The sequence below is a fragment of the Streptomyces sp. B21-105 genome, from assembly GCF_036898465.1.
Lineage (GTDB): Bacteria > Actinomycetota > Actinomycetes > Streptomycetales > Streptomycetaceae > Streptomyces.
This window is the reverse complement of the sequence record NZ_JARUMJ010000001.1, coordinates 5607704-5631023: the sequence shown is the minus strand read 5'-3', so window position 1 is coordinate 5631023 and position 23320 is coordinate 5607704. Positions and strand designations below refer to the sequence as shown.

The 23320-nt window shown below is 73.0% G+C and carries 22 protein-coding genes; 8 read left to right on the top strand and 14 right to left on the bottom strand.

All coding sequences use genetic code 11. From position 1 onward, the window contains the following. The first annotated feature begins 87 nt into the window (after positions 1-87). Together QA802_RS25560 and QA802_RS25555 are read left to right on the top strand one after the other, a co-directional pair. On the top strand, positions 88-2391 hold the full coding sequence (locus QA802_RS25560) for a beta-xylosidase/alpha-l-arabinosidase (RefSeq protein WP_334527012.1): 2304 nt from the start codon (positions 88-90) through the stop codon (positions 2389-2391). 143 nt (positions 2392-2534) lie between these two features. After that, entirely contained in the window at positions 2535-3542 is a 1008-nt protein-coding gene (locus QA802_RS25555) for a peptidoglycan-binding domain-containing protein (RefSeq protein WP_334527010.1), read from the top strand. Between the two features lie 31 nt (positions 3543-3573). On the opposite strand, the gene QA802_RS25550 is transcribed toward QA802_RS25555, so the two are convergent. The 4 genes from QA802_RS25550 to tsaB are packed head-to-tail and all read right to left on the bottom strand — an operon-like array spanning position 3574 to position 6158. Further along, complete coding sequence (locus tag QA802_RS25550) at positions 3574-3843, bottom strand: hypothetical protein (RefSeq protein ID WP_334527008.1); 270 nt, start codon at positions 3841-3843, stop codon at positions 3574-3576. After that, on the bottom strand, positions 3840-4991 hold the full coding sequence (tsaD, locus tag QA802_RS25545; protein ID WP_334527005.1) for a tRNA (adenosine(37)-N6)-threonylcarbamoyltransferase complex transferase subunit TsaD: 1152 nt from the start codon (positions 4989-4991) through the stop codon (positions 3840-3842). The genes QA802_RS25550 and tsaD overlap by 4 nt, the downstream gene beginning before the upstream one ends. After that, complete coding sequence (rimI, locus tag QA802_RS25540; protein WP_334527002.1) at positions 4984-5508, bottom strand: ribosomal protein S18-alanine N-acetyltransferase; 525 nt, start codon at positions 5506-5508, stop codon at positions 4984-4986. The genes tsaD and rimI overlap by 8 nt, the downstream gene beginning before the upstream one ends. Continuing rightward, positions 5505-6158, bottom strand: a complete 654-nt coding sequence (gene tsaB / locus QA802_RS25535) for a tRNA (adenosine(37)-N6)-threonylcarbamoyltransferase complex dimerization subunit type 1 TsaB (RefSeq protein WP_334526999.1) — start codon at positions 6156-6158, stop codon at positions 5505-5507. Before tsaB ends, rimI begins: the two co-directional genes overlap by 4 nt. Positions 6159-6313: 155 nt before the next feature. On the opposite strand from tsaB, the gene QA802_RS25530 reads away from it, so the two are divergent. Continuing rightward, complete coding sequence (locus QA802_RS25530; RefSeq protein WP_334526996.1) at positions 6314-6859, top strand: hypothetical protein; 546 nt, start codon at positions 6314-6316, stop codon at positions 6857-6859. Positions 6860-6917: 58 nt separating this feature from the next. On the opposite strand, the gene QA802_RS25525 is transcribed toward QA802_RS25530, so the two are convergent. The 6 genes from QA802_RS25525 to QA802_RS25500 form a co-directional block, all read right to left on the bottom strand. Further along, positions 6918-7088 carry a hypothetical protein gene (locus QA802_RS25525; RefSeq protein WP_334526993.1) on the bottom strand — a complete coding sequence of 57 codons (171 nt, stop codon included), beginning with the start codon at positions 7086-7088 and terminating at the stop codon, positions 6918-6920. Between the two features lie 205 nt (positions 7089-7293). Beyond that, positions 7294-7806, bottom strand: a complete 513-nt coding sequence (gene tsaE, locus QA802_RS25520; RefSeq protein WP_319164326.1) for a tRNA (adenosine(37)-N6)-threonylcarbamoyltransferase complex ATPase subunit type 1 TsaE — start codon at positions 7804-7806, stop codon at positions 7294-7296. After that, positions 7772-9037, bottom strand: a complete 1266-nt coding sequence (locus QA802_RS25515; protein WP_334526989.1) for an alpha/beta fold hydrolase — start codon at positions 9035-9037, stop codon at positions 7772-7774. The genes tsaE and QA802_RS25515 overlap by 35 nt, the downstream gene beginning before the upstream one ends. A 55-nt stretch (positions 9038-9092) precedes the next feature. Then, positions 9093-10259 (bottom strand): alanine racemase, encoded by a 1167-nt coding sequence (gene alr, locus QA802_RS25510; protein ID WP_334526986.1) that lies wholly within the window; start codon positions 10257-10259, stop codon positions 9093-9095. Between the two features lie 106 nt (positions 10260-10365). After that, a complete protein-coding gene (locus QA802_RS25505) occupies positions 10366-11805 on the bottom strand; it encodes an NAD(P)H-hydrate dehydratase (RefSeq protein ID WP_334526983.1) in 1440 nt (479 codons plus the stop codon). Between the two features lie 99 nt (positions 11806-11904). Beyond that, on the bottom strand, positions 11905-12276 hold the full coding sequence (locus QA802_RS25500; RefSeq protein ID WP_334526980.1) for a holo-ACP synthase: 372 nt from the start codon (positions 12274-12276) through the stop codon (positions 11905-11907). 157 nt (positions 12277-12433) lie between these two features. Between QA802_RS25500 and QA802_RS25495 the strand changes: the two genes are divergently transcribed. Next, positions 12434-13435 carry a hypothetical protein gene (locus QA802_RS25495; protein WP_334526977.1) on the top strand — a complete coding sequence of 334 codons (1002 nt, stop codon included), beginning with the start codon at positions 12434-12436 and terminating at the stop codon, positions 13433-13435. After that, positions 13432-15234, top strand: a complete 1803-nt coding sequence (locus tag QA802_RS25490) for a M16 family metallopeptidase (protein ID WP_334526975.1) — start codon at positions 13432-13434, stop codon at positions 15232-15234. The genes QA802_RS25495 and QA802_RS25490 overlap by 4 nt, the downstream gene beginning before the upstream one ends. 79 nt (positions 15235-15313) lie before the next feature. Here QA802_RS25490 and glmS read toward each other — a convergent pair whose 3' ends face one another. Next, complete coding sequence (glmS, locus tag QA802_RS25485) at positions 15314-17161, bottom strand: glutamine--fructose-6-phosphate transaminase (isomerizing) (protein ID WP_334526972.1); 1848 nt, start codon at positions 17159-17161, stop codon at positions 15314-15316. Between the two features lie 162 nt (positions 17162-17323). Here glmS and coaA point away from each other — a divergent pair, with 162 nt between their 5' ends. Together coaA and QA802_RS25475 are read left to right on the top strand one after the other, a co-directional pair. Continuing rightward, complete coding sequence (gene coaA / locus QA802_RS25480; RefSeq protein ID WP_319164319.1) at positions 17324-18292, top strand: type I pantothenate kinase; 969 nt, start codon at positions 17324-17326, stop codon at positions 18290-18292. A gap of 16 nt (positions 18293-18308) precedes the next feature. Continuing rightward, complete coding sequence (locus QA802_RS25475; protein ID WP_334526969.1) at positions 18309-19247, top strand: DUF389 domain-containing protein; 939 nt, start codon at positions 18309-18311, stop codon at positions 19245-19247. Between the two features lie 113 nt (positions 19248-19360). On the opposite strand, the gene glmM is transcribed toward QA802_RS25475, so the two are convergent. The 3 genes from glmM to rplM form a co-directional block, all read right to left on the bottom strand. Beyond that, positions 19361-20719, bottom strand: a complete 1359-nt coding sequence (gene glmM / locus QA802_RS25470) for a phosphoglucosamine mutase (RefSeq protein ID WP_319164316.1) — start codon at positions 20717-20719, stop codon at positions 19361-19363. Positions 20720-21004: 285 nt separating this feature from the next. Next, entirely contained in the window at positions 21005-21526 is a 522-nt protein-coding gene (gene rpsI / locus QA802_RS25465) for a 30S ribosomal protein S9 (protein ID WP_107442401.1), read from the bottom strand. Between the two features lie 42 nt (positions 21527-21568). Further along, the gene (rplM, locus tag QA802_RS25460) at positions 21569-22012 is read right to left on the bottom strand and encodes a 50S ribosomal protein L13 (protein ID WP_334526964.1); all 444 of its coding nucleotides are present in this window, start codon (positions 22010-22012) and stop codon (positions 21569-21571) included. 400 nt (positions 22013-22412) lie between these two features. On the opposite strand from rplM, the gene QA802_RS25455 reads away from it, so the two are divergent. Then, positions 22413-23285, top strand: coding sequence for a hypothetical protein (locus QA802_RS25455; RefSeq protein ID WP_334526961.1), 873 nt, complete (start codon positions 22413-22415; stop codon positions 23283-23285). The last annotated feature ends 35 nt before the right edge of the window (positions 23286-23320 follow it).

The following is a 23320-nucleotide window of genomic DNA, read 5'->3' as shown; positions in this document are numbered from 1 at the left end:
GCTCCACCGCATTCCAGCCAGCAGCAGGACGCAATTCCAGGACCGCACCGTCTCCCTGGTGGCTCACCGACCTCTGACAGGAGTTTCATGACCACCGCCCCCTGGCGTGACCCCGCCCTGCCCGCCGCCGCCCGCGTCGACGACCTCCTCGGCCGGATGACGCTCGAGGAGAAGACCGCCCAGCTGTACGGCGTGTGGGTGGGCGCCGCGACGGACGGCGAGGGAGTCGCCCCGCACCAGCACGACATGACCGCCGTATACGACTACGACGAGCTGATCACCCGGGGGCTCGGCCAGCTGACCCGCTCCTTCGGCACCGCGCCCGTGGAGCCGGCGCTCGGCGCCCGCGCCCTGGCCGGCGCCCAGCGGCAGATCGTCGCCGCAGGCCGTTTCGGCATCCCGGCGGTCGCCCACGAGGAGTGCCTGGCGGGAGTCACCGCCTGGCGGGCCACCGCGTACCCGGTCCCGCTGGCCTGGGGCGCGGCCTTCGACCCGCCGCTGGTCGAGGAGGTGGGCCGGGCGATCGGCCGGGACCTGCGCGCGATGGGCGTCCACCAGGGCCTCGCCCCGGTCCTGGACGTCGTCCGCGATCCGCGCTGGGGGCGGGTCGAGGAGACGATCGGCGAGGACCCGTACCTGGTCGGCACGGTCGGCACGGCCTATGTACGCGGACTGGAGTCCGCCGGGGTCGTCGCCACCCTCAAGCACTTCGCGGGCTACGCCTCCTCGGCGGGCGCGCGCAACCTGGCCCCGGTGCGGGCGGGCACCCGCGAGTTCGCGGACGTCACACTGCCCCCGTTCGAGATGGCGTTGCGCGAGGGCGGCGCCCGCTCGGTGATGGCGGCCTACACCGAACGCGACGGCGTCCCGGCCTCCGCCGACCCCGAACTGCTGACCGGACTGCTCCGGGAGGAGTGGGGCTTCACCGGCACGGTCGTCGCCGACTACTTCGGCATCGGCTTCCTGCAGACCCTGCACCGGGTGGCCGGCACCCCCGCGCAGGCCGCCCGGCTGGCGCTGGACGCCGGCATCGACGTCGAACTGCCCACCGTGAAGTACTACGGCGACGCGCTGGCCGACGCCGTACGGGCGGGCGAGGTGCCCGCGGAGCTGATCGACCGGGCCGCGCGCCGCGTCCTGCTGCAGAAGTGCGAACTGGGCCTGCTGAACGAGGACTGGCAGCCGCACGTCCCCGAGTCGGTGGACCTCGACCCGCCCGGCAACCGCGCGCTGGCCCGCCGGCTGGCCGAGAAGTCGGTGGTCCTGCTGGACAACCCCGACGGCCTGCTCCCCCTCTCCCCCGACGCGCGCGTGGCGGTGATCGGGCCACGGGCGGCGGACGCGCTGGCGATGCTCGGCTGCTACTCCTTCCCGTCCCACGTCCTGCCCCACCATCCCGGGGTGGAGACCGGCATCGACATCCCGACGCTGCTGGAGTCCCTGCGGGTCGAACTCCCCGACGCGAAGGTGACGTTCGCGGAGGGCTGCGGGGTCTCGGACCCGGACCCGTCGGGCTTCACGGAGGCCATCACACGCGCCTCGGAGGCCGACGTCTGCGTGGCCGTCCTCGGCGACCGTGCGGGCCTGTTCGGGCGGGGCACGTCCGGCGAGGGCTGCGACGTCGCCGATCTGAGCCTGCCCGGCGTCCAGGGCGACCTGCTGGACGCGCTGGTCGCGACGGGCGTCCCGGTCGTCCTCGTGCTGCTCACCGGCCGCCCGTACGCGCTGGGCCGCTGGCACGGGCGGCTGGGGGCGGCCGTCCAGGCGTTCTTCCCCGGCGAGGAGGGCGGCCCTGCGGTGGCCGGAGTGCTGTCGGGCCGGGTGAACCCCTCGGGCCGGCTCCCGGTGAGCGTCCCGCGCGAGCCGGGCGGCCAGCCGTGGACCTACCTCCAGCCGCCGCTCGGCCTGGCCGGCCAGGTCAGCAACCTCGACCCGACCCCGCTGTACCCCTTCGGCCACGGCCGCTCGTACACGGCGTTCACCTGGGAGGACTTCACCGGCACGGACGCGGAGATCGGCACGGACGGCTCGTACGACGTCTCCGTCACCGTCCGCAACACCGGCGACCGGGCGGGTGCGGAGATCGTCCAGCTGTACCTGCACGACCCGGTGGCCGGGGTGACCCGCCCCGACATGCGGCTGATCGGCTACCAGCGGCTGGAACTGGCCGCCACCGAAGCAGCCCGCGTGACCTTCCGCTTCCACGCCGACCTCTCCGCCTTCACCGACCGCTCGGGACGGCGCGTGGTCGAACCCGGCGACCTGGAACTGCGGTTGGCCGCCTCCAGCACCGACGTCCGGGCCACGGCACGGCTGCGGCTGACCGGGCCGGTGCGCGAGACGGGGGCGGAGCGGCGGCTGCGGTGCGAGGCGGAGGTCGTACGCGGCTAGGCCCTGTCCGGCGGATCGCGGAGGTCCCCCCGCACCGCGCAGGTGGCGCGGGCGGCGCTGGTGCACGCGGGATCCGGCGCCGGGGAAATGCTGTGCACAGAATGTGAATATCATCTGAAGCCCGCCCCGAGAGGTGCTTCAGGTTGAGTGAACCGCAGCGTGGTGTCTGTCCGTTGTGCGGCGCGCCCCGGGCCGCGGACGGCGCCCCCGCGTGCGTGTGCGGCCGGCTCGCGTCCGACGCCCACCGCAGCGCGCGCACGGCGGAGGCGGCCGCCGCCGAGGACTTCGACCCGGTACGCATCCGGCCGTTCGTCGTGTTCGACGACGGCCGGGAGCCGCAGGACGGCGACGGCCGGAACGCACAGAACGACGACGGCGGGACGCCCTCCGCAACGAAGGCCGAGGCGGCTCGACAGGCACACGTCGAAGGCGAGTCGACGGAGACCGAGTCCGCGCCGGCCGAGTCCGCGCCGGTCGAGTCCGCGCCGGTCGAGTCCGCGTCGGCCGAGCGAAGACGGGCCGACGGCGCCGAGGCCGGCCCGGGCTCCGGCGACGCACCGCACCCCGGCCGGCGCCGGAGCCCCGTGCGCCTGCTGGTGCTCGCCGGCGTCCTCGCGACCGCCGTGACCGCGGCGGTGCTCGCCGGTTTCCTCCTCTACGACGGTCCCACCCGTGACGGCGCGCTCCCCGAGGGCGTACGGGCGCCGGTGCCCGACGTGACGTCCGGCATCACCACGACGGCCGCGAAGGCGCCCCCACGGCCCTCGCGGACACCCCCGTCGCCGACCGCCTCCGACTCCCCCGACACGCCCTCCCCCACTCCGGCGAAGCCCACCCGGTCCGCCGCGCCGCCCAGGACTCCGGCTCCCTCCAGAGCGGCCACCGGTACCGCGTCCCCCGGGCCGGGCCGCCCGTCCGACTCCGCGCCGCCGGTGCTGCGGTTCGGGGACACCGGTCCCGAGGTGGCCGAACTCCAGGCGCGGCTGCGTGAGATCGGCTACCAGGCAGGCCGGACCGAGGGCGTGTACGACCTCGAGGTCGAGAACACGGTCCGCTCCTACCAGCTCACCCGGACGGTGTTGCAGGACGAGGCCGGGGTGTACGGCGTCGCGACCCGCACCGCGCTGGAAGCGGAGACGGACGAGCCCTGACCCGCCTTCAGGGCTTTCCTCAGGGCTCTCCTCAGGGCTTGTCCGGGACCGCCTCGAACCGCCAACGGTGCACCGCCCTGGCCACCAACTCCCCGTCCGGCTCCGGAAGTTCGGGCAGGCCGGGGTCGTCGTACCCGGCGTCCCACCAGGTGATGACGAGCACCCTGTCCTGCGGAGCCCGGAAGGTCTCGCTGCGCAGGGGCCGCCGCGCGAGCCGGCGCGCCTGCTCCTGCGCCCAGCGCAGCAGCTCCTCGCCCCGGCCGGCCGCGGCCCGGGCCTCCCACATCAGCGCGACGGTCATGAGTACAGGTTGTCCTTGGAGACCTCGTGCACATGGTCGTGGCCATGCACCTGGCCGTGCACACCGCCGTGGTCGTGGCCGTCCTCGTCAGGCTGCCCGTGGTGCCTGCCCGGCACGTGCGGATCGGTCACCGGCAGCGACGAGTCCGCCGACAGGTCCCAGCCGGACGCGGCCCGCCCGCGGGCGACCATCTCCGCGCCCAGCGCCGCCACCATCGCGCCGTTGTCCGTGCACAGCTTGGGACGCGGCACGCGCAGCCGGATGCCGGCCGCCTCGCAGCGCTCCTGGGCCAGGGCGCGCAGCCGGGAGTTGGCGGCCACGCCGCCGCCGATCATGAGGTGGTCGACGCCTTCGTCCCTGCACGCCCGGACGGCCTTGCGGGTCAGGACGTCCACGACCGCCTCCTGGAAGGAAGCCGCCACGTCGCGTACCGGGACGTCCTCGCCCGCCGCCCGCCTGGCCTCGATCCAGCGGGCGACCGACGTCTTCAGACCGGAGAAGGAGAAGTCGTACGCCGGGTCGCGCGGGCCGGTCAGACCGCGCGGGAACGCGATCGCCGTCGGGTCGCCCTCGCGGGCGTAGCGGTCGATGACGGGGCCGCCCGGGAAGCCCAGGTTCAGCACCCGGGCGATCTTGTCGAAGGCCTCGCCCGCCGCGTCGTCGATGGTCGCGCCCAGCGGACGGACGTCGGCGGTGATGTCGGTGGACAGCAGCAGGGAGGAGTGGCCGCCGGACACCAGCAGCGCCATCGTCGGCTCGGGCAGCGCGCCGTGCTCCAGCTGGTCCACGCAGATGTGCGAGGCGAGGTGGTTGACGCCGTAGAGGGGCTTGCCGAGGGCGTAGGCGTAGGCCTTCGCCGCCGAGACGCCGACCAGCAGTGCGCCGGCGAGCCCCGGACCGGCGGTGACCGCGATGCCGTCGAGGTCCTTCGCGCTCACCCCCGCTTCCTTCAGCGCCCGTTCGACGGTCGGGACCATCGCCTCCAGGTGGGCGCGGGACGCCACCTCCGGCACGACCCCGCCGAAGCGGGCGTGCTCGTCGACGCTGGAGGCGATCGCGTCCGCCAGCAGGGTCGTGCCGCGCACGACGCCGACGCCGGTCTCGTCGCAGGAGGTCTCGATCCCCAGAACGAGGGGTTCGTCAGCCATTGGTCTCGTTTCCCTGTGTTCCCGCTACGGATGTCGATGGGTCGGTGAGGCGCATCACCAGGGCGTCCACGTTGCCCGGCTGGTAGTAGCCGCGCCTGAACCCGATGGCCTCGAACCCGAAGCGCTCGTAGAGCTTCTGGGCGCGGACGTTGTCGATGCGGCACTCGAGCAGGACCTCGACGCACTCGAAGGCGGTCGCCGCGCTCAGCAGTTCCGTCAGCAGCCGGCCACCGAGGCCGGTGCCCCAGCGGTCGCGGGCGACGGCGATGGTCTGGACGTCGGCGACGTCCCCTGCGGCGGCCAGACCGGCGTATCCGACGATCCGGTCGTCCGCGGCCGGGTCGACCGCGACGAGATAGCGCCGGGTCGCCTCCGGGCCGCGGGCGTGGGCCAGGTCGGACCAGAACATGCCCCGGGACCAGGCGTCCTCGGGGAAGAGGTCCTTCTCGAGTTCGAGCACGCGCTCGATGTCCCACCAGCGCATCTCGCGCAGCACGAGGTCGACGGATTCGGTCACTTGGGGGTGACCACCTTGTAGTTCTTGGGGACCTGGGCGTCCGGCCGGCGCAGGTACAGGGGCCGTGGCGGGGGCAGTTCCTCGCCGGCGGCCAGCCGCTCCGCCGCGAGGCTCGCGAGGGCCGCGGCACAGACGTGCTCGGGTTCGTGCGCGTGGGGGAAGGCGTCGGGGTAGAGCAGCGCGCCCGCGCCGACGGCGGGCAGCCCGGCCACCTCGTCGGCGATGTCGGCGGGCCGGTCCACGGCGGGGCCGGACACCCGGGTGCGGGAGTCGGTGTAGCGCGCCCAGTAGACCTCCTTGCGGCGGGCGTCGGTCGCGACCACGAAGGGTCCTTCGAGGTCGGAGGCGTAGGCGAGACCGTCGAGGGTGCACAGGCCGTACACGGGGACGCCGAGCGCCAGCCCGAAGGTGTCTGCGGTCATCAGACCGACTCTCAGCCCCGTGTAGGGGCCGGGGCCGACGCCGACGACGATCCCGGTGACGGCGTCGAGACCGCGCCCGGCGCCGGCGAGCAGCCGGTCGACGGCCGGGAGCAGCAACTCGCCGTGCCGGCGCGCGTCCACCTGACTCGAGGAGGCGACGACGTCGGTGCCGTCGTGCAGGGCGACGGTGACGGCGGGGGTGGCGGTATCCAGAGCGAGCAAGAGCACGCAAACAGCCTACGGCTCCCGTGCCCCCGACACCGCCGTCCCGGTCGCAGCCGTGACGGCTGCTAACGTCGCCGCGAAACATGACGTACATCACGTACAGGACAGAACGCGGAAGTGGCCCGGAATCGGGCGCAGGACGGACGAGGTGGTCACCGGTGCCCAGCAGCAGCTCGACTTTCGTGGCCGGGGTCACCGCGGCCGCCCTGGCGACGGTCGGGTTCCTCGCGTTCCAGGCGTCGGCGAACGCGCCCGACGACCTGACCGGGCCGCGGCGCGGCGCCCCCGCGAAACCCGCGAAGGCACCCGGGACCGTCGCCTCGACGGCACTGCCGGACGGCTCCGGCGTGGGTGAGCGGGTGGTGTACGCGCTGACCGCCGACCGGGTGTGGCTGGTCGGCGCGGACGGTCGCGTCAACCGCACGTTCAAGGTCGCCCCCGGCAGTGTGGACCCGCTGCCGGGCAGCTACTCGGTCGGCTCCCGTTCGGGGGCGATCACCGGCACCGACGGCACCCCGATCGAGCACGTCGTGCGGTTCACCGAGGTGGACGGCGTGACGATCGGCTTCAGCGCGGCCCTGGACGGCTCGCTGCCGCAGCCCGACCCGAGGGTGCGGACGGGCGGCATCCGGGAGAGCGTCGCGGACGGCGACGCGATGTGGGCGTTCGCGACGATCGGCCGACGGGTCGACGTGGTCCGGTAGACCCTCCCGTCCCGATCGGTCCGGATCGGTCCGGCCGGTTGCGCCGTCCGGTGTCGCCTCAGGCCGCCCGGGGGCGGCGGGCCGGCTTCTCCGCCAGTACGGGGTCGGGCAGCCGCGGCGGCGTCGAGACGGCTTCGGCGGCGGCGCACGAGGCCAGCAGGTCACGCATGGACACGGCGGCGGGCGCGACGGGACGCGGCGGCCGGGGCGGGGGCTCGGTGGCCGGCATGGACGCCTCCTGAGGTTCGGGGGCGGGCGTAGTTAGGTAGACCTAACTACGAGCTTGATACCCATGTGACCACGCCTCCGACACGGGACGCAACATTTTGCCGACACGTTGTCGGAACCTTCACCGAGTCAGAGCCAGAGTCGGAGTCAGAGCCAGAGCCAGAGTCGGACGCAGGCCAGAGTCGGACGCAGAGCCAGAGTCAGCGTCAGGCCGACAGCACGCCGAGGTCCGTCGAGGCCCATCGCCGGCCGAGCCCCGACACAGTCACGTGCCGCACCTCGTCGTCGGTGTCCCCGACCGCCCGGTGAATGCGGATCTGGAGCCGGTCGTCGGTCAGCTCCTCGACCTTGCCCTCGCCCCACTCCACGACGATCACCGACTCCGGCAGCGACACGTCGAGGTCGAGGTCCTCCATCTCGTCGAGCCCACCGCCCAGGCGGTACGCGTCGACGTGGACCAGCGGCGGGCCGTCCCCGAGGGCGGGGTGCACCCGGGCGATCACGAACGTCGGAGAGGTCACCGCGCCCCGCACCCCGAGCCCCTCGCCGAGCCCGCGGGTGAGCGTCGTCTTGCCCGCCCCGAGCTCCCCGCTCAGCATGACGAGATCGCCGGCGCGCAGCACCTTGGCCAGCCGGCGGCCGAAGTCCCGCATCTGCTCGGGAGAGTTGACGGTGATCCGAAGGTCAGCCGGGTGGTGCGGCGCTGCTGGTGTCTCCATAACCTCCCACGGTAGCCCCTGCCGGCACGGCGCCCGCGCGGGTGAGCAGGTCGGCGAGGCGGTCGGTGACCGCTTCCGGGTGCTCCAGCATCACGAGGTGCCCGGCGTCGGGAACGAGGACCAGCTCGGCGTCCGGCAACATGTCGGCGATCGCCTCGCTGTGCTCGCTCGGCGTGACCAGGTCCCCGATCCCGGCCAGCACCAGCACCGGCATGTCCGTGAAGCAGGCGAGCGCCTCGGTCTTGTCGTGGTCGGTGAACGCCGGGTAGAACTCGGCGACCACGTCGATCGGCGTGCTCTCGATCATCCGCTCGGCGAACCGCGCCACCGCCGGGTCCACGTCCCGGGACGCGAACGAGTACCGCTTGATGATCCCGGCGAACAGATCGGCGGTCGCCCGCCGCCCCTTCTCCACCAGGGCCGCCTGCTGGCCCAGCGCCTTCAGTATCTGCGGCAGCACCCGCCGCACCGCGTTCACACCGGCGACCGGCAGCCCGAAGTTGACCTCGCCGAGCCGCCCGGACGACGTCCCCACGAACGCGGTGGCGACGACCCGCTCACGGATCAGCTCGGGGTACAGGGCGGCCAGGGCCATCACCGTCATCCCGCCCATGGAGTGCCCGACCAGCACGATCGGCCCCTCCGGCACGGCCGCGTCGACGACGGCCTTCAGATCGCGTCCCAGCTGGTCGATGGTGACCGGCACGCCGTCCCCGGTCTGGGCGTTGCCGCGCCCGGACCGGCCGTGGCTGCGCTGGTCCCAGTGCACGGTCCGCACGACGCCCCGCAGAGCCGCCCGCTGGAAGTGCCAGGAGTCCTGGTTGAGGCAGTAGCCGTGACTGAAGACGACGGTGACGGGCAGCGGCGCCTTGCGCCCGAAGAGCCTGCGCCGCCGGCCGGCCGGCCCGCCCTGCGGCTCGACGTCGTCGACCTCGTAGTACAGCTCGGTGCCGTCGTCGGCGTACGCCTTGCCGGGGGTGCCGCGCAGCCCTCCGTACGGTCCCGCCGAGTCGAGCGCCAGCCGGGCCTTGGCCCGCATGCCCCGCCCCACGGTCATCCGCTCCACGGCGACACCGGCCGCGGCGCCAGCGGCGATCACGCCTATCGCGGCGCCCGCGATGCCGGTCGCCCGGCGCCAGCCTCCGGCCGCTCCCGCTCCCACCCCCGTCGCGGACGCGGCGACGACCGCCGTGGCGGCGCTCGCCACCGCCTCCGCGCTGCTCTCGCTCACGTGCCGCTCCTCCTGGGCCGATGTCCTTGCACTGACTGCGGGTTACCCGGTCTCGTCACTCATTCACATAGACGCGGGGAACGCGCGATCCGATGCGCGTGACGATCTCGTACCCGATGGTTCCGGCCGCCTGCGCCCAGTCCTGCGCCGTGGGCTCGCCGCGGTCGCCCGGTCCGAAGAGGACCGCCTCCGCGCCGGGGTCCGGCTCGTCGCCGCCGAGGTCGACGACGAACTGGTCCATCGCGATGCGGCCGGCGGCCGTCCGCCACTTGCCGCCGACCAGCACCGGGCCGGTCCCGGAGGCGTGCCGGGGCACACCGTCGGCGTACCCGAGGGGCACCAGCCCGAGCGTCGTCCCGCCCGGGGTGACGTAATGGTGGCCGTAACTCACGCCGTGCCCGCCGGGGACGTGCTTCACCAGCGCCAGCGAGGCCGCGAGGGTCATCACCGGCCGCAGCCCGAAGTCGGCGGACGAGCCCAGCTCGGGGCTGGGCGTCAGGCCGTACATCGCGATCCCCGGGCGGACCAGGTCGAAGTGGGTCTCCGGGAGGGTGAGCGCGGCCGGCGAGTTGGCGATGTGCCGCACCTCGGGCCGGACGCCCTGCCGTTCGGCGTACGCCACCATCTCCCGGAACCGGTCGAGCTGGGCGGCGACGGAGGGGTGCCCCGGTTCGTCGGCGCAGGCGAAGTGGGACCAGAGGCCGGTGATCCGCACCAGTCCCTCGTGTTCGGCGCGCAGCGCCTCCCCGACGAGCTCGGGCCAGTCGGCGGGCTGGCATCCGTTGCGGCCGAGCCCGGTGTCGGCCTTGAGCTGCACCCGGGCGGCCCGACCGGCGGCCCGAGCCGCCTCCTCCACCTCGCGCAGCGCCCAGAGCCCGCTCAGCGACACGTCGATGCCCGCGTCGACGGCCTCCCGCCAGGGCCCGCCCGGCGTCCACAACCAGCACATGATCCGGACGTCCGCGGGCAGCCCGGCGTGCGCGCGCAGCGCGAGGGCCTCCTCGGGCGTGGCGGCGCCCACCCATTCGGCGCCGGCCTCGACGGCCGCGCGGGCGCAGGGGGCGGCGCCGTGGCCGTAACCGTCCGCCTTGACCACGGCCATGAACGCAGCCCCCGGCGCCTTGGCACGCAGGGTCCGCACGTTGGCCCGCAGCGCGGCCAGATCGATCTCGGCACGGGCGCGCAGCGGGGCGGCGGCGGGCGGGAAGGCAGTCTCACTCATCGCGCCCAGTGTCTCAGAGCGGCCGAACGGCACTCCCGGCACCGGGCCGACGCCCCCGCCCCGTGACCCGGGAGTCACGTCAGTCGCTTCAGTCGCTTCAGTCGTTTCAGTCGCGCACGTCCCGCCAGGCACGCGGGATCGCCTCGGCCACGTCATGTGCCCCGACCGGCGCCCCGTCCGCCGCGTACCGACCCGCGAGGCCGTGCAGGTACGCCCCGACGCTGCCCGCGTCCAGCGCGCCCAGCCCGGCCGCCAGCAGCGACCCGGCGAGCCCGGACAGCACGTCCCCGCTGCCTGCCGTGGCGAGCCAGGCCGTGCCGGTGGCGTTGACCCGCACGGGTCCCTCGCCGCCCGCGTCGGCGACCAGCGTCGTCGACCCCTTCAGCAGCACTGTCGCCCGGTACCGCGCCGCCAGCTCCCGCACCGAGGCCAGCCGGGCCCCCTCCACCTGCTCACGCGCCACGCCGAGCAGCGCGGCCGCCTCCCCGGCGTGCGGTGTCATCAGCGTCGGCGCGGCACGCCCCCGTACCGCGTCGGCGTCCGCCAGCCGCAGCCCGTCGGCGTCGATCAGCACGGGCACGTCGGCGGCCAGCACCTCCGCGACCGTCGTCGCGTCGTCCCCGGCCCCCGGGCCGACGACCCAGGCCTGCACCCGTCCGGCGTGTGCGGGCCCGCGCTCCGACACGAGCGTCTCGGGGAACCGCGCGAGGACCGTGTCCCCGGCCGGCCCGACATACCGCACCGCCCCCGCCCCGCCGCGCAGCGCTCCCGCGACGGCGAGCACGGCCGCCCCCGGATACCGGTCCGATCCGGCGGCGATCCCGACGACGCCCCGCCGGTACTTGTCGCTCTCCCCTCCCGGCACCGGCAGCAGGGCCGCCACGTCCGCGTGCTGCAACGCCTCCAGCTCGGGTACGTCGGGCAGGTACTCGCCGAGCCCGATGTCGACGAGCCGCACCGAACCGGCGTACTCGCGCGCGGGATCGACGAGCAGCCCCGGCTTGTGCGTGCCGAAGGTGACGGTGAGGTCGGCGCGCAGCGCGCTCCCGTGCACCTCGCCGGTGTCGGCGTCGACCCCGCTGGGCAGGTCGACGGCCACGACGGCGGCCCGGAACCCGGCGACGAGCGCGGCCAGCTCCGCCGCATCGGGCCGCAGCCCGCCCTTGCCGCCGATTCCGACGATGCCGTCGAGCACGAGGTCGGCCCGCCGGACGACGTCGCCGGCCCCGTCGGGGGTCACGGCGGCGCCGCCCGCCCGGCGCAGCGCCGTCAGCCCTCCGGGATGGGTCCGCCCGGGTGCGAGCAGCACGGCGGTCACCCCGGCCCCGCGCCGGGCGAGCCGCGCCCCGGCGTACAGGGCGTCGCCCCCGTTGTCCCCGCTGCCGACCAGCAGCACGATCCGGCGTCCGTACACCCGGCCCAGCAGATCGGCGCAGGCGGCGGCGAGCCCGGCGGCGGCCCGCTGCATGAGGGCCCCTTCCGGGACCCGGGCCATCAGCTCCCGTTCGGCACGACGGACGGTCTCCACGCAGTAGGCAGTACGCATACGGTCGAGTCTGCCCCGGCCGCCCTCGCCGCCGCACCTGCGTACCGCAGCCCACTCCCCACTCCTCGCCTCACCCCGCGGAGCGCCCCACCCCGCGCCTCACCCTTCGGCCACCACCACCGCCGAGGCCACGCCCGCGTCATGACTCAACGACACGTGCCATCCCGTGACGCCCAGTTCGGCCGCCCGGGCGGCGACGCTCCCCCGCACCCGCAACCGGGGCCGCCCGCTCTCCTCGACGTACACCTCGGCGTCCGTCCACAGCAGTCCGGGCGGGGCCCCGAGCGCCTTGGCCAGGGCCTCCTTCGCCGCGAACCGGGCCGCCAGCGAGGCCATGCCCCTGCGCTCGCCGCTCGGCAGCAGCAACTCGCTCCGCAGGAACAGCCGTTCGGCGAGCCCGGGTGTCCGTTCCATGGACGCCGTGAAGCGCTCGATCTCGGCCACGTCGATACCGACCCCGATGATGCTCATGCCCAGCACCCTAGGGCCTCACCGTCACCCCCTGCTGCTAGCCTGCGGCGACTTGAGCACGTCAAGTCGAACGTAGACTTTCCAGCAGGATTTCACCGCCGCGCGCCCTGGGGGGCCAGCCCGCGCGCCGCGGAAGGGGACGCCAGGGGGCGGGGGAATGACCAGCACGACCGACAACACGACCGGCGGCATGTCCGGCGGCAGACCCATAGGCCTTTCGGCGCCGACGTTCGACCCGTACGACAACACACCCGAGCTGATCCCGCTGCGCACCGCCGCGCAGGCCGGGGACTGGCCGGCCGTCCGGGACTGCTTCGCGGGGCTCGGCTCCGTCGACAGGCTCGCCTCGGCCGCCGGCCTCCTCGCCGACATCGCCGGCGTCGAGGGCTTCCTGGAGCGGGCGGCGGCCGAATCGCCCGCCGACCCACTGCCCCGCACCCTGCTCGCCGAGCGGTACGTGTACATCGGCTGGGACATCCGCAGCGGCGCCCGCGCCAAGTACGTCTCGCAGGACCGGTTCAGCCAGTTCCACGACTGGCTGCGGCGGGCCGAACAGCTGCTGATCGAGGTCTGCGCCGAGCAGCCCTCGTACGCCCTCGCCTGGATCACCCGGCTGACGACCGCGCGCGGTCTGCAGCTGGGGCAGGCCGAGGCGCGTCGCCGTTACGACCGGCTGTCCGCGCACCATCCGCACCAGTACCGCGCGCAGTCGCAGCTGCTGCAGCAGCTGTGCCCGAAGTGGGGCGGCTCCTGGGAAGCGGCGCACGGCTTCGCCCGCGAGTGCGCGACCGGGGCCCCCGACGCGTCGAACTCCGCCGCCGTGGTGGCCCTCGCCCACATCGAGCACTGGCTGGACCTGCCGAGCGGCGAGGACGCCGCGTACCTGCGGGGCGTGCCGGTCCGCGACGACCTGCGCTTCGCCGCCCAGGTCTCGGTGCTGCACCCGGACCACCGGCCCGACTGGAACTCGGTCGGCGCGCACAACGCGTTCGCGTTCGCCTTCTCGCTGGGCGGCCACTTCGCGGACGCGGCCCCGCACTTCGCCTTCCTCGGCAACCGCGCCACGGAAACCCCCTGGCAGTACCTGCCCGACCAGAAGTCGGCGTTCCTCGGCTTCCGCAAGGCCGCGCTGGAATCCCGTGGAGGCGGCGTCCGATGACCACGAACCTGCACAAGCACGACGACGTCGACGACCTGGACGGCCTCACCCCGCACGACGACCTCGACGGCCTCGCCGCTCTCGAAGGCCTCGTCTCGCACACCACCACGAACGGTGTGCCCACCCTCTACGCCCCGGCCCCCGCCTCCGGCAAGGAGATCACCGCCGGACTCTTCTTCCGGGTGGGCCGCGCCGACGAGACGCTGGCCACCGCCGGTCTCACCCACCTCGTCGAGCACCTCGCCCTGCACCGCCTGGGCCTGTCCGACCTGCACTACAACGGTGCGACGGCGAACACGTACACCCTCTTCCACGTGCACGGCAGCGAGGAGGAGGTGGTCGAGTACCTGAACAGTGTGTGCGCCGCACTGCGGGACCTGCCGATGGAGCGGCTGGAGACCGAGCGGGAGATCCTCCGCACGGAGGCGGCCGGCCGCGGCGGCGGACCCCAGCACCGGATGCCGCTGTGGCGGTACGGCGCCCAGAGCTACGGACTGTCCAGCTACAACGAACTGGGCACCTGGAGCCTCACTCCCGATCAGGTCCGCCACTGGGCCGAGACCCGCTTCACCAGGGACAACGCGGTCCTGTGGATCGCCGGCGACCATGTCCCCGAGGGCCTGGACCTGACCCTCCCCCGGGGCTCCCGCTTCCCCGCCCCCGCCGCGACCAGCGCCCTGCCCGTCACGCCGGCGTTCATCGGCGGCGACGACGGACACGTGGTCCTCACCTCGGTGCTGCGCCGCTCCACCGCGGCCAGTGTCTTCGCGGACGTCCTCGGCCGGGCCCTCTTCCAGGACCTGCGCCAGGAGGGCGGCTACTCCTACTCCGCGGAGGCCGACTACAGCCCGCGCGACGCCGAGTTCGCCACCCTCACCGCGTACGCCGACGCCCTCCCGCAGAAGCAGGACGCGGTCGTCGGCGGCTTCGTCGACACCCTCGCCCGGCTGCGCGCGGGCCGTATCGAGCAGGCCGAGCTGGACTCCGTCCGCGCCAAGCTCCTCAAGGTGTACGACACTCCCGACCTCGGCGCGGCGTTGCTCCCCTCGTACGCGCTGAGCCTGCTGATCGGGCATCGCATCCTCACCCCCGACCAGCTCCGGGCCGAGCTGAACGCGGTGACGACTCGGGACCTGCACGAGGTCGCCCGCCAGGCGTGGGACGCCGCGCTGCTGCAGGTGCCCGGCCGGGGCGTCGACTGGGCGGGGCTCACCCTCGCCCCGCAGTTCTCGACGGCCGCCGTGACCGGCACCCGCCACCCGTCCCTGGAGGACGAGGACGTCACCCTGGTCATCGGTGCGGAGGGCGTCAGCCTGCTCACCCCGAAGGGCCCAGTCACCGTCCGCTACGACGCCTGCGCGGCGATGACCGCGTATCCCGACGGCGCCCGTGCCCTCACCGGCCACGACGGTTTCCCGGTCACCGTGGAGCCGACGCTGTACAAGGGCGTTACGCCGGACCGCATCGCGGCGCTGGACGCGGCCGTGCCCGACGACGCGATCGTGCGGATGCCGGCCCGCGAACCCGACCGCATCCCGCAGCCGCAGCCGCGCAAGCGGCCCCCGACGGCCCGGACGGCCGGCGCCGACGGCTCGGTGCGGGGCTGGACCACCGCCCTCTGGCTGGTGGGCCTGCTCGCGGCGGCCTGGGGCGTGCTGTGCGGGGTCGTCACCGCCGACGAGTCCGCGATGGCTGACCCGCAGTGGGACGCGGTCACCGGCCTCTGGATCATGGAACTGCCGCTGCTCCTCACGACCTGGAAACTCTTCGCCGCCCGCAGACGCCGCACCCGCCGCTGACCACCCGCCCGCGTGGGGGACACGGAACGCCCCCACGCGCGAGCATCCGTCTGACTCCCGCGGGCATCCGCCTGTTCCCCTACTCCACGGTGACCGACTTCGCGAGGTTGCGCGGCTGATCCACCTCGTTGCCCCGCGCGGTCGCCAGCTCGCACGCGAACACCTGCAACGGCACCGTCGCCACCAGCGGCTGGAGCAGCACCGGCGTGGCGGGGATCCGCACGAGGTGGTCGGCGTACGGCACGACCGCCTCGTCCCCCTCCTCCGCGATCACGATGGTGCACGCCCCTCGCGCCCGGATCTCCTGGATGTTGGAGACGATCTTGTCGTGCAGGACGGACCGGCCGCGCGGTGAGGGCACGACCACCACCACGGGCAGGCCCTCCTCGATGAGGGCGATCGGCCCGTGCTTCAGCTCGCCCGCCGCGAATCCCTCCGCGTGCATATAGGCGAGCTCCTTCAGCTTCAGCGCGCCCTCCAGCGCGACGGGATAGCCCACGTGCCGCCCGAGGAACAGCACGGTGTCCTTGTCGGCCAGCGAGCGGGCCAGCTCCCGCACCGGCTCCATGGTCTCCAGCACCCGCTCCACCTCGCCGGAGATCCGCGCCAGGTCCCGGACGACGGCCCGGATCTCGTCCCCCCACTTGGTGCCGCGCACCTGCCCGAGATACAGGGCGACGAGGTAGCACGCCACCAGCTGGGTCAGGAACGCCTTGGTGGACGCGACGGCCACCTCCGGCCCCGCGTGCGTGTAGAGCACGGCGTCCGACTCACGGGGGATGGTCGACCCGTTGGTGTTGCAGATGGCGAGCACCTTGGACCCCTGGTCCCGCGCGTGCCGCAGCGCCATCAGCGTGTCCATCGTCTCGCCGGACTGGGAGATCGCGATGACCAGCGACCGGGCGCCCAGGATCGGGTCCCGGTAGCGGAACTCGCTGGCCAGCTCCACCTCGCACGGGATGCGCGTCCAGTGCTCGATGGCGTACTTGGCGATCAGCCCGGCGTGGAAGGCCGTCCCGCAGGCGACGACGACGATCTTGTCGATCTCCCGGAGCTCCCGCGCGGGGATCCGCACCTCGTCCAGCGTCAGCGAGCCGCCGGCGTCGATCCGGCCCAGCAGGGTGTCGGCCACCGCCTTGGGCTGCTCGGCGATCTCCTTCAGCATGAAGTAGTCGTAACCCCCCTTCTCCGCCGCCGACGCGTCCCAGTCGACGTGGTACGACCGCACCTCGGCCGGCCGGCCGTCGAACCCCGTGACCGTCACCCCGTCCCGGCGCAGCTCCACCACCTGGTCCTGACCCAGTTCGACCGCCGACCGCGTGTGGGCGATGAACGCGGCGACGTCCGAGGCGAGAAAAGCCTCGCCCTCGCCAACGCCCACCACGAGCGGCGAGTTCCGTCGCGCGCCCACCACCACGTCCGGCTCGTCCGCGTGCACCGCGACCAGCGTGAACGCGCCCTCCAGCCGCCGGCACACCAGCCGCATCGCCTCCGCCAGGTCGGACGTCACGGAGAACTCCTCGGCGAGCAGATGGGCGACGGCCTCGGTGTCGGTCTCCGACAGCAGCTCGTGTCCCCGCTCGGCCAGCTCGGCCCGCAGCGCCGCGAAGTTCTCGATGATCCCGTTGTGCACGACGGCGACCCGCCCCGCGTTGTCGAGATGAGGATGGGCGTTGACGTCGGTGGGCCCGCCGTGCGTGGCCCACCGGGTGTGCCCGATGCCCGTCGTCCCGGCCGGCAGCGGCCACTCCGTCAGTTCCTTCTCCAGATTGACGAGCTTGCCCGCCTTCTTCGCCGCGGCGAGCCCCCCGTCGGCCGGCACGGCGACGCCCGCCGAGTCGTACCCCCGGTATTCCAGCCGCTTCAGTCCGGCCATCACGACGTCGAGCGCCGACTGAGACCCCACGTATCCCACGATTCCGCACATGCGCGGCAGCCTACGGCCGATCCCCGCCCCGAAAGAGCCTCCACGTGCCCGATTCCGGAAATTCCCGCGGGTGTACGCCGCCCCGCCCGGGCGTGACGGAGCCCACCCGCCATCGCGTTCAAACTCCGTTAACAATGGACTGTGATCTCTCCGGTCCCCCCGATGCCCCGGAGCGCCCACCGGCACAGGCCGGAGGCGACTCCCTACGTCGACCTCACCCGATCCGAGTGGAGCGCGCTGCGGGAGAAGACCCCGCTGCCGCTGACCGCCGAGGAGCTCGAGAAGCTGCGCGGCCTGGGCGACGTCATCGACCTCGACGAGGTGCGGGACATCTACCTCCCGCTCTCCCGCCTCCTCAACCTCTACGTGGGCGCCACCGACGGCCTGCGCGGCGCACTGAACACCTTTCTGGGCGAGAAGGGCTCGCAGTCCGGCACCCCCTTCGTGATAGGCGTCGCCGGCTCGGTCGCCGTCGGCAAGTCGACGGTCGCCCGCCTGCTGCAGGCGCTGCTCTCCCGCTGGCCGGAGCACCCGCGCGTCGAGCTGGTCACCACGGACGGCTTCCTGCTGCCCACCCGCGAACTCGAAGCCCGCGGCCTGATGTCCCGCAAGGGCTTCCCCGAGTCCTACGACCGCCGCGCGCTGACCCGTTTCGTCGCCGACATCAAGGCGGGCAAGGGCGAGGTCACCGCGCCGGTCTACTCCCACCTGATCTACGACATCGTCCCCGACCGGCGGCTCACCGTCCGCCGCCCCGACATCCTCATCGTCGAGGGCCTGAACGTCCTGCAGCCCGCCCTGCCCGGCAGCGACGGCCGCACCCGCGTCGGCCTCGCCGACTACTTCGACTTCAGCGTGTACGTCGACGCGAGCACCGAGGACATCGAGCGCTGGTACCTCAGCCGGTTCCGGAAACTGCGTCAGACCGCCTTCCAGAACCCGGACTCGTACTTCCGCAAGTACACCCAGGTCTCCGAGGAGGAGGCCCTCGACTACGCGCGCACGCTCTGGCGCACCATCAACAAGCCGAACCTGGTGGAGAACATCGCCCCCACCCGCGGGCGGGCCGGCCTCGTGGTCCGCAAGGGGCCCGACCACAAGGTCCAGCGGCTGCGGCTGCGCAAACTCTGACGGCTACCCTGCCCCCATGCTGCACCTGCGTCTGATCACCCCGGCGGAGCGGACCGACGACGTCGTCCGTCTCATCGAGCGGACCGTCGGGGCCACCCACCTCGTGGTCCTGCCCCGGGCCGCCCGCAACCCGGCCGGCGACGTCGTCCTGTGCGACGTGGCCCGCGAGGCGGGCGACGAACTCCTCACCCGGTTGCAGCAGTTGGGCCTGGAGGAGACCGGCTCGATCGCCGTGGAGAACATCGACCTGTCGCTCTCCCGGCGCGCGGACAAGGCCGAGGCGGAGGCCCCCGGCGAAGCCGCCGACGCCGTCCTGTGGGAGCACCTGACCGACGCGACCCACGAGGACTCGACGCTCTCCGTCACCTACCTCGCCTTCATCACACTGGCCACGATGATCGCGGCCTGCGGTGTGGTGCTCGACAACGCGGTCCTGATCGTCGGAGCGATGGCGGTGGGCCCGGAGTTCGGCCCGCTGGCCGGCGTGTGCACGGCGATCGTGCAGCGCGCACCCCGTTTGGCCGTGCGCTCCCTGATCGCCCTGCTGGTCGGCTTCGCGGTGGCGATGGCGGCAACCGTCGGCTTCAGCCTCTTCATGGACGCGGTCAGCCTGTTCAGCGAGGCCAAACTGGAGGGTGACCGCCCCCAGACCGGCTTCGTCTACGCCCCGGACTGGTTCTCCTTCGTCGTCGCCGTGCTCGCCGGAGTCGCCGGCACCCTCTCCCTGACCTCGGCGAAGTCGGGCGCCCTGGTCGGCGTCGCCATCTCGGTGACGACGGTCCCGGCGGCGGCGAACGCGGCGGTGGCCCTCAGCTACGGCGACATGAGCCAGACATGGGGCTCGGCGAAACAACTCCTGCTGAACCTCCTGGGCATCGTCCTGGCCGGCACCCTGACCCTGCTCCTCCAAAAATGGGCCTGGTCAACCCAACACCGCCGAACCCAACACCCCTGACCCGCCCACCCCAACCCCCCAAGGGGCGCAGGGAACTGCGCGACCAGCCACAACACACCCGCACCCCGCGACGCGCAGCACCCCGAACCCGATCCGCCCCGGCCCGCCCTCGGCTAACCCAGCGCGGACTTCACTACATCCGCCAGCCGCCCCGCAACAGCCCGCGCCTGATCGATGTCCGCCGCCTCGACCATCACCCGGACCAGCGGCTCGGTCCCGGAAGGCCGGAGCAACACCCGCCCGGTGGACCCCAGTTCCCGCTCCGCCTCACCGACGGCAGTCGCCAGCTCGGCCGAGTCCCCGACCCGGGACCTGTCGACGTCGGGCACATTGACCAGCACCTGCGGCAGCCGCTCCATCACGGAGGCCAGCTCACGCAGCGACCGCCCCGTCTCCGCGACGCGAGCCGCCAGCATCAGCCCGGTCAGCGTGCCGTCGCCGGTCGTCGCATGGTCGAGGATGATCACGTGCCCGGACTGCTCGCCGCCGAGCGCGTACCCGTGCTCCTTCATCTCCTCGAGCACATAGCGGTCGCCGACCGCGGCCTGCACGAGATGGATCCCCTCGCGCTCCATGGCCAGCTTGAACCCGAGGTTGGACATGACCGTCGCGACAACGGTGTCCGAGCGCAGCACGCCCCGCTCCCGCATGGACAGCGCCAGCACGGCGAGGATCTGGTCGCCGTCGATCTCCTCACCCGTGTGGTCCACGGCGAGGCAGCGGTCCGCGTCGCCGTCGTGCGCGATGCCGAGGGCGGCGCCGTGCTCGATGACCGCGGCCTTCAGCTTGTCCAGGTGGGTCGACCCGCAGCCGTCGTTGATGTTGAGCCCGTCCGGCTCGGCCCCGATGGTCACGATCTCCGCGCCGGCCCGGGCGAACGCCTCCGGCGATACCCACGCGGCAGCGCCGTGCGCCTCGTCGAGGACGATCCGCAGCCCGTCGAGCCGGTTCGGCAGGACGGCGATGAGATGGGCGACGTACCGGTCGAACCCCTCGTCGTACGAACGCACGCGACCGACGCCGCCGCCGGTCGGCCGGTCCCAGGGCGCGCCGGTGCGGTGCTCCTCGTAGACGGTCTCGATGGCGTCCTCGAGCTCGTCGGCGAGCTTGTGACCGCCGCGGGCGAAGAACTTGACGCCGTTGTCGGGCATCGCGTTGTGGCTGGCCGAGAGCATCACGCCGAGGTCCGCGCCGAGCACGCCGGTGAGGTACGCGACGGCCGGCGTCGGCAGCACGCCGACCTTCAGCACGTCCACGCCCGCGCTCGCCAGACCCGCCACCACGGCGGCTTCCAGGAACTCCCCGGACGCGCGCGGGTCCCGTCCGACGACGGCCACCGGTCGGTGACCCTCGAAGGTGCCCGCCTCGGCCAGCACGTGCGCCGCCGCGACGGACAGGCCGAGGGCCATCTCCGCCGTCAGATCCGCGTTGGCGACACCGCGCACGCCGTCCGTGCCGAAGAGTCGTCCCACTTGTCCTCCTGAGGAAGCGTCAGTTTCCAAGGCCGTGCGGGCCCGGCCGCCGGTCGGACGGCCTGCTGCGGCCGCCCCCGATTCCGCATCCGATCCCGCATCCAGGCATTTGATGCCCCGAGCATCCGATCGCACAAGCCTTTGAGCACCTTGTGCCGTTATACGCCCACGACTGCGATAAAACGAACGCCCCGACGACACTGTGGCGTGCCGCCGGGGCGTTCGGAGTACATACGAGCGAGGCGAGCGACCCGCTCCGCGATATGCACGAGCAGGCAGCGAAGCCTAGCGCTTGCTGTACTGCGGGGCCTTGCGGGCCTTCTTCAGACCGGCCTTCTTGCGCTCGACCGCGCGGTCGTCGCGCGTGAGGAAGCCGGCCTTCTTGAGGGCGCCGCGGTTGTTGTCGACGTCGGCCTCGTTCAGCGCGCGGGCGACACCGAGACGGAGCGCACCGGCCTGACCGGAGACGCCGCCACCCGAGATGCGGGCGATGACGTCGTAGCGGTTGTCGAGCTCGAGCACCTTGAAGGGCTCGTTGACTTCCTGCTGGTGCACCTTGTTCGGGAAGTAGTCCTCGAGCGTGCGCCCGTTGATCTTCCACTTGCCGGAGCCCGGAACGATCCGGACGCGGGCGATGGCGTTCTTGCGACGGCCCAGGCCGGCCGCCGGCTGGGCCTCGCCGAAGCGGGAGGCCAGGGACTCCGAGGTGTACTCACCCTCGACGGGGACCTCGGACTCGGTGGTGTAGCTCTCGATGTCGACGAGCTCGGTCTCTTCGAGCGGCTGCTCGGCAGTGGTCTCGGCCACGGTTCTCCTCAGATTCTCTTCAGCTAGGTGGTGTGGCCGGACTTACTGCGCGACCTGGGTGATCTCGAACGGCACGGGCTGCTGCGCCGCGTGCGGGTGCACGTCACCCTTGTAGACCTTCAGCTTCGAGAGCATCTGACGGCCCAGCGTGTTCTTGGGGAGCATGCCCTTGACGGCCTTCTCGACGGCCTTCTCGGGGTTGTTCGCCAGCAGGTCGTCGTAGCGCACGGCGCGCAGACCACCCGGGTAGCCGGAGTGGCGGTACGCCATCTTCTGGGTCCGCTTGTTGCCGGAGAGGTGCACCTTGTCGGCGTTGATGATGATGACGAAGTCACCGGTGTCGACGTGGGGCGCGTAGATCGGCTTGTGCTTGCCCCGGAGGAGGGACGCGGCAGTGGTGGCGAGACGGCCCAGGACGATGTCCTGAGCGTCGATGACGTGCCACTGGCGCGTCACATCGCCGGGCTTGGGGCTGTACGTACGCACGGTTCGTAGCCTTCGCTTCTTCAGTGAATGGTCCTGACAAGGTCACCGAAGACGATCACGACAGCCCAGACCGCACTGCGGTGACGCATACCGCGTGCTGGTCGCTGGTCATCGGCCCGGTGGACCGGTGTAAGGGCCCGTCCCGTGAGAAGAGCGCGCCAATACACAACGAAGATGCAGGATACCCGCGTCTCCATGGCGGGGTCAAAACGAGCTCGATCGGAGCGGGAAACGGCCCTCCGGAGTGGCCCGCGCCACACGTTCGAGGGCGGCCAGGGGGAACGCCGTACCAAGCACCCGGAGATGTCGCGTTTGCCCGCCCCCGGCCCGGGATTCCGCGCGTCTCCCCTACCCGTCGGCACGGGACACCACACCCCGCACCCCGTCTAAGATGCGCCCCATGAGCTATGGGCAGGGGGGACCTCAGTCCCAGTGGGATCCGTGGAAACCGAACTCCCAGCAGCCGTGGGGCACCGGCGATGACGGCAGTACCCCGGACTGGGCCGCGCTCGCCGAGGCGTCCGAGACGCGCAACAAGCGCCGCCGGCTGCTGTTCATAGGCGGCGGCGCGCTCGCCGCGCTCGGCATCGGCACCGCCGTGGCCATGGGCGTGGTGTCGGCGAACGACGACAAGGCCAACCGGCCCACAGCCTCGCTGCCCGCCACCGGCGACCTCCCGAGCGCGTCCACCACCCCGTCCTTCGCGCCGACCAGCGCCCCGCCCCCGCTGGACCCGAAGGAGTTCGTCTCCAGCAAGGCCAAGGACACCGCCCCCAACGGGCCGGACCTGCTCTTCCCCGGCAAGCAGCTGACCATGGGCGCGGCGGTGTACAAGAAGGGCACCAAGGCCGACAGCACCGCGTGCGCCACGGGCGCCGCGGGCACCCTGGGCAAGATCCTCGCCGCGAACGGCTGCACCCGCATGATGCGCGTCACGTACGCCAAGGACGGCATCTCGGTCACCGTCGGCGTCGCGGTCTTCGACACCGAGGCGCAGGCCGCCAAGGTCAAGAGCCAGTCCGACGACAGGAGCATCGTCAAGGCCCTCGCCGGCGGAGGCGTCAAGGCCTTCTGCAACGGCGCGATCTGCCGCTCGACGACCAACTCCTACGGCCGGTACGCCTACTTCACGCTCACCGGTTTCGCGAACGGCAAGGACGTCACCACCAAGGACACCGCCGTGTTCACCGCCGGCGACGACCTGGCCGAGTTCGCGTTCCAGCAGCTCCGCCGCCGCGGCGAGGCCCAGGCGTCCGCGGCCGCCAACAGCTGACCGGCCGGCCCTGGCCCACGGGGCGTGTGGGCCGG

Excerpts from the sequence above, each read along its gene's own strand:
- QA802_RS25560 (WP_334527012.1), top strand. The coding sequence starts at position 88 with ATGACCACCGCCCCCTGGCGTGACCCCGCCCTGCCCGCCGCCGCCCGC.
- QA802_RS25550 (WP_334527008.1), bottom strand. The coding sequence starts at position 3,843 with ATGACCGTCGCGCTGATGTGGGAGGCCCGGGCCGCGGCCGGCCGGGGC.
- tsaD (WP_334527005.1), bottom strand. The coding sequence starts at position 4,991 with ATGGCTGACGAACCCCTCGTTCTGGGGATCGAGACCTCCTGCGACGAG.
- QA802_RS25525 (WP_334526993.1), bottom strand. The coding sequence starts at position 7,088 with ATGCCGGCCACCGAGCCCCCGCCCCGGCCGCCGCGTCCCGTCGCGCCC.
- tsaE (WP_319164326.1), bottom strand. The coding sequence starts at position 7,806 with ATGGAGACACCAGCAGCGCCGCACCACCCGGCTGACCTTCGGATCACC.
- alr (WP_334526986.1), bottom strand. The coding sequence starts at position 10,259 with ATGAGTGAGACTGCCTTCCCGCCCGCCGCCGCCCCGCTGCGCGCCCGT.
- QA802_RS25505 (WP_334526983.1), bottom strand. The coding sequence starts at position 11,805 with ATGCGTACTGCCTACTGCGTGGAGACCGTCCGTCGTGCCGAACGGGAG.
- QA802_RS25500 (WP_334526980.1), bottom strand. The coding sequence starts at position 12,276 with ATGAGCATCATCGGGGTCGGTATCGACGTGGCCGAGATCGAGCGCTTC.
- QA802_RS25495 (WP_334526977.1), top strand. The coding sequence starts at position 12,434 with ATGACCAGCACGACCGACAACACGACCGGCGGCATGTCCGGCGGCAGA.
- QA802_RS25490 (WP_334526975.1), top strand. The coding sequence starts at position 13,432 with ATGACCACGAACCTGCACAAGCACGACGACGTCGACGACCTGGACGGC.
- glmS (WP_334526972.1), bottom strand. The coding sequence starts at position 17,161 with ATGTGCGGAATCGTGGGATACGTGGGGTCTCAGTCGGCGCTCGACGTC.
- coaA (WP_319164319.1), top strand. The coding sequence starts at position 17,324 with ATGCCCCGGAGCGCCCACCGGCACAGGCCGGAGGCGACTCCCTACGTC.
- QA802_RS25475 (WP_334526969.1), top strand. The coding sequence starts at position 18,309 with ATGCTGCACCTGCGTCTGATCACCCCGGCGGAGCGGACCGACGACGTC.
- QA802_RS25455 (WP_334526961.1), top strand. The coding sequence starts at position 22,413 with ATGAGCTATGGGCAGGGGGGACCTCAGTCCCAGTGGGATCCGTGGAAA.